Annotated in this window: 13 protein-coding genes; 11 read left to right on the forward strand and 2 right to left on the reverse strand. The window is 48.6% G+C overall.

Annotated elements, in window-relative coordinates; all coding sequences use genetic code 11:
- Positions 1 to 32: 32 nt before the first annotated feature.
- Entirely contained in the window at positions 33 to 1,250 is a 1,218-nt protein-coding gene (locus C7R93_RS05890) for an MFS transporter (protein WP_106837930.1), read from the reverse strand.
- Positions 1,251 to 1,479: 229 nt separating this feature from the next.
- Between C7R93_RS05890 and C7R93_RS05895 the strand changes: the two genes are divergently transcribed.
- The 9 genes from C7R93_RS05895 (at position 1,480) to C7R93_RS05930 (ending at position 10,354) form a co-directional block, all read left to right on the forward strand.
- Positions 1,480 to 2,433 carry a carbohydrate kinase family protein gene (locus C7R93_RS05895; protein ID WP_106837931.1) on the forward strand — a complete coding sequence of 318 codons (954 nt, stop codon included), beginning with the start codon at positions 1,480 to 1,482 and terminating at the stop codon, positions 2,431 to 2,433.
- A 56-nt stretch (positions 2,434 to 2,489) separates the two neighbouring features.
- Positions 2,490 to 2,627 (forward strand): hypothetical protein, encoded by a 138-nt coding sequence (locus C7R93_RS30185; RefSeq protein ID WP_167402436.1) that lies wholly within the window; start codon positions 2,490 to 2,492, stop codon positions 2,625 to 2,627.
- A 229-nt stretch (positions 2,628 to 2,856) separates the two neighbouring features.
- Positions 2,857 to 4,320, forward strand: coding sequence for an LCP family glycopolymer transferase (locus tag C7R93_RS05900; RefSeq protein WP_106837932.1), 1,464 nt, complete (start codon positions 2,857 to 2,859; stop codon positions 4,318 to 4,320).
- Positions 4,321 to 4,496: 176 nt separating this feature from the next.
- Positions 4,497 to 4,811, forward strand: a complete 315-nt coding sequence (locus C7R93_RS05905) for a hypothetical protein (RefSeq protein ID WP_007717017.1) — start codon at positions 4,497 to 4,499, stop codon at positions 4,809 to 4,811.
- Positions 4,812 to 4,886: 75 nt separating this feature from the next.
- Positions 4,887 to 5,363 (forward strand): hypothetical protein, encoded by a 477-nt coding sequence (locus C7R93_RS05910; RefSeq protein ID WP_106837933.1) that lies wholly within the window; start codon positions 4,887 to 4,889, stop codon positions 5,361 to 5,363.
- A 139-nt stretch (positions 5,364 to 5,502) separates the two neighbouring features.
- Positions 5,503 to 7,506 (forward strand): oxidoreductase, encoded by a 2,004-nt coding sequence (locus tag C7R93_RS05915; RefSeq protein WP_106837934.1) that lies wholly within the window; start codon positions 5,503 to 5,505, stop codon positions 7,504 to 7,506.
- Positions 7,507 to 7,671: 165 nt separating this feature from the next.
- Entirely contained in the window at positions 7,672 to 7,968 is a 297-nt protein-coding gene (locus C7R93_RS05920) for a hypothetical protein (RefSeq protein ID WP_106837935.1), read from the forward strand.
- A gap of 73 nt (positions 7,969 to 8,041) precedes the next feature.
- Positions 8,042 to 8,890, forward strand: coding sequence for a YtnP family quorum-quenching lactonase (locus tag C7R93_RS05925; protein ID WP_106837936.1), 849 nt, complete (start codon positions 8,042 to 8,044; stop codon positions 8,888 to 8,890).
- A 228-nt stretch (positions 8,891 to 9,118) separates the two neighbouring features.
- Complete coding sequence (locus C7R93_RS05930) at positions 9,119 to 10,354, forward strand: MDR family MFS transporter (RefSeq protein WP_106837937.1); 1,236 nt, start codon at positions 9,119 to 9,121, stop codon at positions 10,352 to 10,354.
- Here C7R93_RS05930 and C7R93_RS05935 read toward each other — a convergent pair.
- Entirely contained in the window at positions 10,346 to 11,134 is a 789-nt protein-coding gene (locus C7R93_RS05935) for a GDSL-type esterase/lipase family protein (protein ID WP_106837938.1), read from the reverse strand. The two genes, C7R93_RS05930 and C7R93_RS05935, sit on opposite strands and share 9 nt — an antisense overlap.
- 129 nt (positions 11,135 to 11,263) lie before the next feature.
- On the opposite strand from C7R93_RS05935, the gene C7R93_RS05940 reads away from it, so the two are divergent.
- Together C7R93_RS05940 and C7R93_RS05945 are read left to right on the forward strand one after the other, a co-directional pair.
- Entirely contained in the window at positions 11,264 to 12,223 is a 960-nt protein-coding gene (locus C7R93_RS05940) for an ABC transporter ATP-binding protein (RefSeq protein WP_106837939.1), read from the forward strand.
- Positions 12,189 to 13,184, forward strand: coding sequence for an ABC transporter permease (locus tag C7R93_RS05945; RefSeq protein ID WP_106837940.1), 996 nt, complete (start codon positions 12,189 to 12,191; stop codon positions 13,182 to 13,184). The genes C7R93_RS05940 and C7R93_RS05945 overlap by 35 nt, the downstream gene beginning before the upstream one ends.
- Positions 13,185 to 13,200 lie beyond the last annotated feature (16 nt).

Here is a 13,200-nt window from a genome sequence, read left to right on the forward strand (position 1 = left end):
TGTCTTTGTCTTGATTTGTTTTTGCGTATAAATTAATGAGCCCATTCGCGGAGTGCCTTGTCTTTCGGCAGCAAAAAGCCCATAAACCCGATCAACGGGAGGAACGAACATAATAGAATGACAAAGCTCAGACTGTAGAGATCGGCGAGATAGCCGAATACGAGAGCGCCCATGCCTCCCATTCCAAAGGCAAGCCCGATAATCAGTCCGGATACGGTCCCGATTTTGCCAGGCAATAGCTCTTGCGCGTATACGACCGTGACGGAAAAGCTGGAAAGCATGATAAAACCGCTGATCATCAGCAATGGAAAAGTCCAAAACCCTGAGACGTAAGGCGTCAGCAGTGTCAGTGGAAGTGAACCGAGTGTGGAAATGATGAGCAAGTTTCTTTTACCGAATCGGTCCGACAGCGGTCCCCCAAAAAATGTCCCAATCGCGCCTGCGAAAAGGAAACCAAAAATGACGAGCTGTGCACTGGCGTACTCCATATCTTTGACATACATCAAATAAAACTGGTAAAAGCTTTGATAGCCAGCATTCATCCAGGATCGTACACTGACGATGGCAATCAAGAGGCCGAGGGCAATCAGCCGCTTGTTCCGATTCGTATACGTGACAGGTGCGGCAGTAGCCTTTTTCAAACGCTGTTCCCCACGATACCATAGAGCAACATAGAGCAAGATGCCGCTAGCTAATAGCGCGGGCAGAAGAAACCAGGCAGCCCCTGTCTGTCCCAGGTTCGCAAAGACTAGAATAGTCATCAGGGGAGCGAGTGCTTGCCCAGCATTTCCACCTACTTGAAAAATCGATTGCCCCAGCCCTCTGCGAGGACCGGATGCCAAGTGGGCGAAGCGTGAGGCTTCTGGGTGGAAGATGGCTGAGCCAATTCCAACACAGGCGACAGCTACGAGAACGAAATAGTAATTGCCGGAGAAAGCGAGTGCCAGCATCCCCAATCCCGATACGATCAAAGCCAGTGGTGGCAATAAAGGGATCGATTTGCGATCGGAGAAGTAACCGACGAATGGTTGCAAAACAGATGAAGTAAGATTCATGACGAGTAAAATCATTCCGACTTGTGTAAACGTTAACGCCAGGTTTTTCTCTACAATAGGAAGCAATGCAGGGATGACTGCTTGCAAGCTGTCGTTTAACAGATGCGCAATGCTAATGGCAAATAGCATGCGGTAGACAGTCGGTGCCGTAGTCCCTGCTGGCGTAGAGTGAATGGGTGTCGATGAGGCACTCATGTCAGTTCATCCCCAACCTTTCTTTCGTAGCTAACTTTTCAGTTTGGTTCAATGTAGCACGGATTCTACAGGACGTCATCCATAAACAACGGGAATATGATGGCCGGAAATAAAGGATTTGATCTGTCAGGAAGTTTTTAAAAAGGTAGGTAAATGGAGAAACGCTGTCGAAAAAAGAGAGGAGCACAATGGACTAGACCATGAGCAGAAGGCTAGGGGGAATGCTGGAATGCTGGAAGGTATAACAGAATACTGGCTATGCGTGGGAGGGGCCAACGTTGACGTGCAGGGAGTCACTTCTGCCAGACTGTTGCCTGGAACAAGTAATCCGGGTGAAGTGCATCAAGCAGCAGGCGGCGTAGCTCGAAACGTGGCGGAAAATCTGGGATGGCTAGGAGAAGAAGTGCAGCTGTTTGCTCTGGTGGGAGAAGATGCAGATGGCGAGTGGCTAAGACAGGTCACAGCAAATAGTGGAGTTGCTACCCATGGCATGCTGCGAATCGCAGGAAAATCGACTGGGCGTTACTTGGCTATTCGTGATCGTGATGGTGAATTGTACACGGCTGTTGCAGATATGGAACTAAATGAAGAGTGGCCAGCGGAGATTGTCCAGCAAGGTCTCAAGCGTTTGCCTCAGGCTGCAGGTTTGTTCCTAGATGCCAATCTTCCCGTCGATGTCATGCGGGCATTTTTGGCGGAAGCAAGGCGACTTGACAAAAAGATTATCGTGGACCCTGTTTCTGTGAAAAAAGCAGAAAAATGGAAAGGGTTGCTTGAAGGCGTTCATATACTTGTCGCAAGCATTGAAGAACTGGAAGTGTTAGGTGGCCAATCGCTCCATTCCTATAATGATGTGGAAGCATGCGCGAAAAAATTGGTGGCAGAAGGAATTCATCAGGTCATGGTCATTTGTGGGGAAGCAGGGCTGTGGCTGTGCACCGCCCATGAGGAAAAATGGCTTGCTGCACCGACTATGCCGATTCGGGAGGCAGCGGGAGATGTGTTTGCAGCGGGTATCATTTACGCTCAAAACAAAGCATGGTCCCTTACAGAACAAGCAGCTTTCGGTGTTGCTCTGGCGGAGATGAGAACAAAGGGAAATGGCCGATACGATATCGATGCTCTTCTGGCACGAAAAGATTACTATGCTGCAAAAGAAAGACAGATCATCGACAGAGAATGAAAATACATAGCTTGACGTACACTACCCGTTAGTTGGAATTAGGAGGAGTGTATGTCATGGAAAAGAAATCGAATGATGTCAACGGAAAACAAGAGAGCCATGTTCGGCAGGGCGGAGATTCACACCGCTCCAAAAATAAGCGTCCTGATGGTCCTGTACAAGGGTTTAGTCAGGCACCACGCGGCTTGCAATAAGACGAGAATGATATCTGCTACTAAAGTCCCCTTATCGACAAAAAGATGGGGGACTTTTCGTTTAAAGGAACATTTTTCTACAAATGCAGACAACGATATGATACAATACCTGAATCAGAGTATTACCAACTGAAGAAAAAAGTGGTGCATATTGTCGAGTGGCACAATTCAAAATCGTGCCTCCCTTTACTTTGTCAAAAAGCGTGCGCGAACAAGGAGACTGATTCATATGCCAGATACTGTTGTGAAAACACGCGCTTCAGCTTCTCGAAAGAAACAGCCGAGCCGTAATCGCAAAATACGTAAACTCGTTGTATCCCTCACATTGATCACCTTGCTGTTGGTTGGCGGTGTGGCTGGAGCAATTTATTGGAAAATTGAAGACACTCTGACGGAAGTAACGAGCCCTGTAAACAGCGGATTTACTTCGCCAGTATCCCAAAATAACGATCCTGTTTACTACTCGGATAAGCCGATGTCGTTCGTATTGCTTGGTTCTGATACGCGTCCTGAGACGGGGTCCATGAACACAGACGTAATGATCGTGGCAGTTGCCAACCCGAAGACGAAGAAAGTTACCATGGTATCGATTCCACGGGACACTCGCGTCAAGATCCCAGGCTATCGCGACTACCACAAGATCAATTCTGTCTATGCTAATGGCGAAGCAGAACGCAGGCAAGCAGAGCGCAATAACCAGACGGTTACCGAAGATGGCATTTCGTTAACAAAGAAAACGTTGAACGAAGTACTGGGTATTCCAATTGAGCATTTTGTAGCCATTGATTTCGATGGTTTCAAAGCGGTCATTGACGAGTTAGGTGGTGTGGAAGTCAATGTGGATCGCAGACTAGTATACGATGATCCAACTGATGATACACATATCAATCTCCAGCCAGGAGTTCAAACATTGAATGGCGAACAAGCACTTGGTTATGTGCGACATCGTCATGACAACCGTGGAACGAAGTACTACTCCAGTGACTTCGACCGCAACCGTCGTCAACAAGAGGTCATCAAGGCTGTCGTGGGCAAAACGGCTTCTCTTGAAGGCTTGACTAAGATTTTTAACGTTATGGACGTAGGTGCCAAGAATATACATACGGATCTTTCCAAGGATCAGATCAAAGGCTTGGCCTACGATTTCAAAGGATTCAATTCCTCTACGGTCACCGCACTGGAAAATGGGGCATATTGGCAGGGAGGATACACGTATCTCGAAAAAGAAAAGCTCGATGCTGTACGTGATTCCTTGCAAACAGAGATGGGATTGAGTGGAAGCGTCGTAGCGTCGCTCAACAATTCGCCGATACTTGGTTCCGGTGAAGCGGTTGCGACAAGCAACAAGAAGAGCGTAAAGAAGAAAACGACAGAATCAGCTGCGTCAGCGCAAGCTAAGTCAAAAACGGGGGCTCAAAAAGAACAAGAGCCGACGAATACAACAGGGGATCAAGACGGTACGACAAATGAAGGCGCAATGCCGCCACCTGATGTTGTGACCCCAGACGGGCAAGGCCAGTCGACTGATCACGGTCAAGAAGCGCAGACGCCTTCGGCTGATGCAACACAATCACCTGGAACTGTACCAGCAGGTAATAACGGCAGCAACTCCACTCCACCGCCGGATATCATCCCGCCGTCCAGTCAGGATGCTGGTCCACCACCTACAGAAGGTCCGAGCACGAACTCCTAAAGAATACGAAAAACACCCGTTCATAACCAGCGGGTGTTTTTTATTTGTCGATTCATTAGAAATTTTTAAAAATTCGTTTATGGAAAAGGTTTAGAAAACACCAATTTCGTGGTACAATAATAATATGCTGATAAGACAGATTAATCAGATAATTATTACTGACTGGAGGGATTTCTATGACGATTTTTTTGGTGAACCTGTTTCTGGTGATTGCGTTTGTGTACCTGATCAGCCGCCAACAAAACGAAGAGTTTGTGTACGATGAAGATTTTTTCCTCCAGAACCCTTCAGCACTGGAAGAATATCAGCAGATGCCGATCGATTTCCAGCATGCCTTTTTCCGCAAGCATAAAGAGTGGATTAAGGAAAAATATATGCGCGGAGAAAGCTACATTTTGGGTTACTGTCCAAACAAAGAAGTACGTCGTGCGTGGCTGTCAGAATTCATGAATCAAAAAAATATGAACAATACACCGACTCCTTCTTCGTGAAGGGGTTTTTCGCATCTGTAGGACTCGTGCTATACTGCTACGAGAGAATATCGTGAAACAGGAGGAAAGAAATACGTGCTACAATTTATGGTGGAAAAACTAAATCAACAGTTACATATGCATGGAATGATTTCGGATATCGTCTTGCGCTCCGACCATTCTTTGTTGGAAGAATCGGAAGAGCAAGAAGTTCTGATCACGTTTTCCGAGGCGGAGGACGAGAAGCAACCAAAGGCTACCATCCATCTGTTCTCGCTTGAGGAAGAGGACAGCTGTGAAATTGAGGTGGAAATTGACTACCCTTATAGCCTGCAAGATGAGGAAATTCAACAATTATGGACGCAAGCAAAAAGCTTGGTAGCCGAGTGCTCGCTGACAGAAAAACGTCGATTTGTGGAGCCTGGCAAGCAGGCAGAAGCGAATGTCCTGCTGGATTATCACTTTGTCGTGCAGTTGCCGCAAACAGAAGCTGAGGAAATGGCATTTGCGGAAACCCTCGCAAGATTTTCCGCAGATTTGGGGATGCTCGTCAAGCTCGTCATAAAAAAATAGTCTGTTGATAAGTAAGCTCAGGAGCTGTGTCCCTGAGCTTTTTGTATGAAATGTTAGGAAGAAGGAATATGAGAAGGGGAGAGAGAATCGTATAAATAATGAAATGAATGAGCATTCACTCGTTAGGAGGGCGTTTCACATGGAACTTTCAAAAGTATGGGAACCGATTCAAATTGGTTCGATGACGTTGCCAAATCGGATAATGATGGGGTCCATGCACGTTGGATTCGAAAAGCTTCAGAATGGTGTAGCCAGGCTGGCCACCTTTTACGCAGAGCGTGCCAAAGGAGAAGCAGGTCTGATCGTGACAGGAGGGGCTGCCGTACATCCAAAAGGCGGCATGGGCGACGAGTATTGCAATGTATATCATGACGAGGATATCGAGAAATTGCGCCTGATCACGAAAGAGGTTCATCAAGCCAATGGGAGAATTGCGTTACAGCTGTTCCATGCCGGGCGTTACGCGTATAAGGAAGCAACGGGATTAGACCCGGTAGCACCTTCGCCATTGCAGGCGCCGATTAACCGATGGAAGCCGAGAGAGTTACGCGCAGAGGAGATCGAAGCTACGATCCAATGCTTTGCTGATGGTGCCGTCCGCGCCAAAAAAGCTGGTTTTGATGCCGTAGAGATTATGGGTTCGGAAGGATACTTGATCAATCAATTTTTGTCCCCTGTGACGAATAAACGAGAAGATGAGTGGGGTGGGGACTTTTTACGCAGAGCCCGCTTTGGCATCGAGGTGGCTAAGCGGGTTCGCCAAGCAGTGGGACCGGAATATCCGATCATCTACCGTATGTCGGGTTTGGACTTGATGCCAGATAGTACGACGATGGAAGAGACATTGCAATTTGCCAAAATGGTTGAGGAGGCAGGTGTTGATGCTCTCAATATCGGAATTGGCTGGCATGAATCACAAGTACCGACGATTGGTATGATGGTGCCGCGTGGAGCGTATGTTTGGGTGGCTCAGCAAGTCAAGCAGGTCGTGAACATCCCGGTTATCGCCAGCAATCGAATCAACGACGTGCGCCAGGCTGAAAAGATTTTGTATGAAGAATGCTGTGATATGGTTTCGATGGCCCGACCATTTTTAGCGGACCCGTATATCGTTCAAAAAAGTCAAGAAGGACGATTTGATGAAGTAAACACATGTATTGCTTGCAATCAAGCCTGTCTCGACCATATTTTTGATGGGAAGGTAGCCTCCTGTCTGGTCAATCCTCTCGTGGGCAGAGAAGCAGAGTGGCAGTTGGTTCCGGCGGAAAATCGTAAGAAGGTAGCTGTAATCGGTGCGGGGCCTGCCGGTTTGGAGGCAGCTCGTGTGCTGGCAGAACGAGGGCATCAGGTGGTCATCGTGGAGGCCAAAAAACAGATCGGTGGACAATTGAATTACGCTAGACAGGTGCCGGGCAAAGAAGAATTTAATGAAACGCTTCGCTATTATCGGACAGAACTTACGCGTCTTGGTGTAGAAATCAGGCTGGGAACATTGGCGGAGGCAGAGGCACTGATCGAAGAAGGCTTTGCAGAGGTTGTAGTGGCAACGGGAGTCATTCCTCGACGTCCTGAGATTCCAGGTGTGGAGCTCGGACATGTGAAGGGATATGATGCGGTATTTGAAAAGCGCGCCAAGGTCGGTAGACAAGTGGTCATCGTCGGTGCGGGGGGAATCGCATGTGATTTGTCGCATTTGCTGATGCACGACGAAACGATTTCAGCAAAGGCAGCAGAATACTTGCAGGAGTATCGGATTCTGGATGGGAGAGCTGTTCAGCAACTGCAACAGACAAAACGAAAAATCAGTATGCTACGTCGTGGGAAGCATGTCGGATCGGGCTTGGGCAAAACGACGCGCTGGGCAGTACTCGCCAACCTGAAGCGACGTGGTGTAGAGATGCTGACGCAAATTGAATACAGCCGGATTGCAGAAGAAGGGGTATTTTTCATTCAGAATGGAGAAGAACGCATGATACCTGCTGATACGGTCATTGTAGCGGCTGGAGCGACCTCTAACAATTCGCTCTACCACGCATTGCTTGATCGACTGCCTGTGCACCTCATAGGCGGGGCTAAAGAAGCGGGAGAGCTCGATGCGAAGAGAGCCATTTTGGAGGGTGGGACCGTAGGAAGAGCGATTTAAGGCGCTGAAAAGATTTTCTATTTCGAACATGATGCTTTTCGGATATGATTAAGAAAAGTATGTCGTCTTTTTAGAAGTTTTGTCGAATCGCTTTTCAACGTACGCTAATTTTTGCAAAATGAAGTTATACTGTTCAAATTCATTTGATTGGGGGCTCTCGCCTTGATGAACCATAATGGCATTCTCTTAGGGAAACGTTACTTCCTGTACTCGTTAGCACCGCTAGTAGAGGTGGAGGGATGGACGTTTACGATAGCCCCGGGGTTTAAGATGATCGCAGGCGGGAGTGCTAATCCATTACAGACATTAATCAGCGTTTACCGAGAGACTGAAAAGGTAGCGCAACTCGTGCTTCATCATAGACGAAGTGATTCAGATGTCACTGTGCAGGCTGTATCGAGTGATCTCCTGTTAGAAATCGCCCCGGCCACTAGAACTGTAAGTGTAGCAGAAAAGCAGTAAGGCACCCTGAACGGGGTGCTTTTCACTTTCAACTTCAATCATCAATCCGAGCAATCGAGGAGGCGGCAGGATCATGGTAGGGAACGAATGGCAGGTAGGTCAGTTTCAATTGTCTTGGCTGAGTGGTGGACTCACCAAGTTGGATGGGGGTGCAATGTTTGGAGTGGTGCCAAAGCCGCTCTGGAGCAAAAGATATCCAGCCAATGATCTCAATCAAATCCCTTTGCGTGCTGACCCGATTCTGGTACAGGCTCATGGCAAGCGTATTTTGATTGAATCGGGTATGGGAAATGACCGTCTAACGGAAAAACAGAAGCGTAACTTTGGCTTGGAGGAAGAGTCACAAGTGGTGGCTTCCCTCGCGGCGAAAGGGTTGACTCCTGCCGATATTGATATCGTCATCATGACGCATATGCACTACGATCATGCCAACGGACTTGTCTCTATTCGTGATGGACAACTTGTTTCTACGTTTCCACAAGCTGTCATCTACGTGCAGGAGCAAGAATGGGCGGAGATGAGAGAGCCTAATATTCGTTCGAAGAATACATATTGGGAAGAGAACTGGCGTCCGATTGAGAATCAGGTGAAGACGTACGGAGATTCGCTCGAAGTTGTGCCGGGAATCACGCTTCATCATACAGGCGGTCACAGCCAGGGACATGCCATCGTACGGATGGAGACAGAGGGGCAGCTGCTTTTGCATCTAGCTGACATCATGCCTACACACGCCCATCAAAATCCATTATGGGTGATGGCCTACGACGACTACCCGATGACCTCCATCTTTGCAAAAGAAGAATGGATCAACAACGGGATCAAGCAAGGAGCTTGGTTCACGTTCTACCACGATAGCGTTTACCGTGCGGTGAAATGGAACGAACAGGGAGAAATAATTGATCGGATAGAAGTTGTTTTGTAAAAAGGGATAGGCAAAGACCGTCAGTGGTTTCTGGCGGTCTTTTGCGTTGTTTACGTGTTAATGTGTCCAACCCTATCGAAATTTTGATTACTCTAATAGAAATGTTTCATAATCAAAAAATTTTGAATGCTCATTGACGAACGACAATTGCCTCTCTACAATGGGAACATCACAGAGCATCTGTTCTGGCAGAGATGGAAGGGCATAACAGTGGTGAGGAGAGAGACAATGAGCTGGATCAAGATGCGTTTACAGGAATTTCACCCGATCGTCTGGTCATTAGTCGTTGGGACCGTGTTCGTCCGGGCCGCCAGCTCGATGAGCATGCCGTTTTTATTTTTATACTTGTCTAATCAAACAGATATGAGCTTGGCAATGATCGGATTGACTATTGGAGCAGGACCGCTCGCGGGTACGATCGGAGGCTTTATTGCGGGGGCATGGTCGGACAGGATCGGGCGCAGGAGAGTCATGCTCGGGGCGTTGTACGTGTGGACGCTCGTGTTCGTCGGGTTTGCGCTTAGTAAAGACCCGTGGATTCTGCTTTTGCTCAATATAGCAGGGGGGCTCTGTCGATCGTTCTACGAACCGGTCTCACAGGCGCTGATGGCAGATGTAACGCCACAAGAGAAGCGGCTTCGTGTGTTCGGTATTCGCTACATGGCGATTAATGTGGGGGTAGCGGTAGGGCCTATCGCAGGGGTAGTACTCGCGAAAAGCTCTGTAGCTCTGCCTTTCCTGATGACGGCGCTGATCTATTTGATCTATGTGATTAGCTTGCAAGGATTATTGAACAAGTTCGGCATTAAGCAAATTGAAGGTCAAAAGAAAGAAGTCGTTACATTCGGGCGTGCATTCAGTATTGTGATGAACGACAAGGCCTTTCGCTTGTACATGCTCGCCGGAGTTTTAGGAGCGATTGGTTACTCGCAGATGTCTTCTACGTTGGCAAAATTTGCAGAAATGACGGTCGTAAATGGAACAGAGCTGTTTGCCATCCTGATGACAGTCAATGCGATTGTCGTCATTGTGATGCAGCTTCCGTTGACGAACTGGGCAGAAAAAAAGACGCCTCTCACCGCGATTGTGGTGGGAAACGCCATGTATGCGGTTGGTGACGTGGGTTATGCATTTGCCAATTCGTGGTTGATATTCATCGTGGCGATGGTATTTTTCACAATTGGTGAAATCCTAACGTTTACAGCAGGGGACGTCCTAATCGACCGAATGGCTCCAGAGAGTATGCGCGGCAGCTATTACGGTGCGAAAAGCTTCAGCAACCTCGGGCAGTTCATCGGTCCGTGGATGGGTGGATTGCTGTTGGCACACTACGGAGGTACGACCTTGTTCCTGATTGTAGCAGCTACCTCGATGATGAGCAGTGCGTTCCAATGGGCGGGTGCTCGCGCCTTTGAGGCAACCCGTGGCAAGCCCTTGAATCAAGCGAGGGCTGAATCACTCTAACGTTTGCAAGATACGATCCGCCATCCGTTTATAGCCATCAGTATTCGGGTGGAAATGGTCTGTGTACAAGTAGCTTTGTTCCTTGCGCAAGAACAAGTCGTAGGTCGGCACCACGAATACTTGCGGGTACCGTGAGGCGATTTGGGACGCCTGATTGTTCCAGTCGAGCACGGGCCCGATGGTGTCGACGGCAGCTTCCGTATTGCCAAAAGGATTGTACAGGGAAGTATAGACGATCGTCGCCGTCTTGTTGACGCTGCGAATCTGTTTGAGTATCTCTTCATAGTTGACCGCAAGCTGATGAAGAGCTGTGGTCACTTTTTCTTTTTCAATGGTATACAGCCCGCCTGTTTGTCTGAACAAGTCATTGCCACCGATGGTAAAAAGAATCAGATCGGCTTGCGCGAGCAGCTTCTTTACTTGCTCCTGGGACATTTGTTTTAGCAGATCAGAAGATTCCTGTCCATTAATCGCGAGGTTTGTGAAGGTAATAGACTGGCCCGCTTTTTTCTCCAATGCTTGGCGAACGAGTCCGACATAGCCTTGGCCGTTTGCGTCTCCGGCACCGCGTGTGAGCGAATCCCCTAGTGCGACTACTTTGTGTACACCCGTTTTAGGTAAAGGCGAAGGAGGCTGCTCGTTTTTGGCAGGTAGGGTTGCGGTGGATGGGGCCAACTGCTGCGGATTCATCGCGAGGACAAACCCTGTTGCAAATAAGAGAAAAGAGAGTAAAGACAAGAGACCTGCCGTGCGCCAAAGAAGTTGGCCGGATGTGCGCATCGGGTATCCTCCTATTCGTTTTAGAGTGTATGGTCATGGTATAATGTGGATGGACATCTTATGACAGTGTACCATAAACAGAATGCCATCGTCAGTTGACGAGGGGAGACTCAGATAGGAGGGCGCACATTGGCCGAAACGGTCCTCTCAGTAAAAGGATTGCAAAAAGCGATTGGCAAAAAGCCGATCATTCATGATATTACGTTTGACGTTTTCGCCGGAGAGGTATTTGGATTTCTCGGGCCGAATGGCGCAGGCAAAACCACTACGATCCGCATGCTCGTCGGTTTGGCAAAAGCTGATGGGGGAGATATCCGCATCGGAGGTATCTCGCTTCAGGAACAGTTTCCGCAAGCGATTGCGCAGGTTGGTTGTATCGTCGAAAATCCGGAGCTGTACAAGTTTTTGACTGGCAGAGAGAATCTGGAGCAATTTGCGAGAATGAGCGGAGGTATTACGCCTGAACGCATTGAGGAAATCGTCCGCTTTGTTGATTTGGAGCGGGCGATTGATGATAAGGTAAAAACGTACTCGCTCGGAATGAGGCAGCGACTGGGGATCGCGCAGGCACTTTTGCACCGTCCGAAAATATTGATCCTGGACGAACCGACGAATGGATTGGACCCGGCGGGGATCCGTGAGTTGCGTCAGTTTATTCGCAAGCTGGCCGAGGAAGAAGGGCTCGCTGTCTTCATTTCGAGTCACCTTCTCAGTGAAATCGAGATGATGTGCGACCGGGTGGCGATTATCAGCCAAGGGAAGGTCATTTCGGTTGGATTAGTCAAAGAACTGATGGAGCAGTTTGCTGATCAGGTCGATTGGACAATCCCATCTTCCCACATACAAAAGGCCGAGGAAGTCCTGCGAAAACTGCAAGCAGTGACAGAGGTGTGGGTAGTCAGTGAAGAGCGCCTGAAATCACGCATGGATATAGAAAAAGTGAGCGAGGCTAACCAAGCGTTGGTCAATGGCGGCATACCTGTGATGGGAATTGCGACGAAGACGGTAACTCTGGAAGACCTGTTCCTTACATTGACGGGAGGAGGGGGAAGTCATGGAGCAGAGCATGGTGGGGCTCGTACAGAATGAAACCATAAAATTGCTGCGTCGGCGCCGTTTTCTCGTCGTCGTGCTGATCTTGGCGATTCTGATTCCGATTTTTACATATGCACAGTACCGCTCGGTTGTCACTGCACAAGAACGAATGGGGACAACTGACTGGCGCCCGCTATTAACCCAGCAAATCGTCGATATGCAAAACAGGCTGGCATCAAGCCGTCTTCCCGAAGAGTGGCGGGATTTTATCAAGGTTAGGATCGCACAGCAGCAATATTATTTGGATCACGACATTAACCCAATGGCACCGGGTGGACCTACATTCGCCCGTGGCTTTATGGATCAGGCCATTTCGATGTTTTTGCCAATGATTATCGTCGTACTCGCGGTCGACCTCGTATCTTCTGAGTTTAGCGAGGGGACGGTCAAATTGTTATTGACGCGACCCGTACGGCGATGGAAGGTACTGACCAGCAAATATATCACTCTGCTGCTGTTTACCTCTCTCACTGTTCTCACAACACTGATTCTTGCCTATTTGCTTTCTGGGGTCGTGTTCGGCTATTCGGGATGGGACCTGCCTATTTTGACTGGATTTCAAGTGTCGGGAGGAGAACTGGAGACATCTGGCGCATTCATGTTGCCACAATGGCAATTTTTACTGATGCAGTACGGGCTTGGTTGGTTCGTCTGTGTCGTGGTTGCAACGGTAACCCTCATGGTCTCTGTTTTGGTTCGGAGTGCAGCTGCGGGGATGGGAATCATGATGGCAGCGTTGATCAGCGGAACGATCCTGACGCAGATGGCATCCTCCTGGGAATCGTCCAAATACTTGTTCGTGGTAAATTTGCAGCTTACGGATTATCTCAATGGAACACTGCCTCCGATTAAGGGGATGACGTTGCCGTTCTCGTTGACGGTATTGAGCGTATGGGCGATCGCAGCGCTAATCATTGCGTACGCGACTTTTACCCGTAGGGATGTCACATCCTAATTTGGCTTTTTCCGTT

It is taken from the genome of Brevibacillus fortis, assembly GCF_003013395.1.
GTDB classification, from domain to species: domain Bacteria; phylum Bacillota; class Bacilli; order Brevibacillales; family Brevibacillaceae; genus Brevibacillus; species Brevibacillus fortis.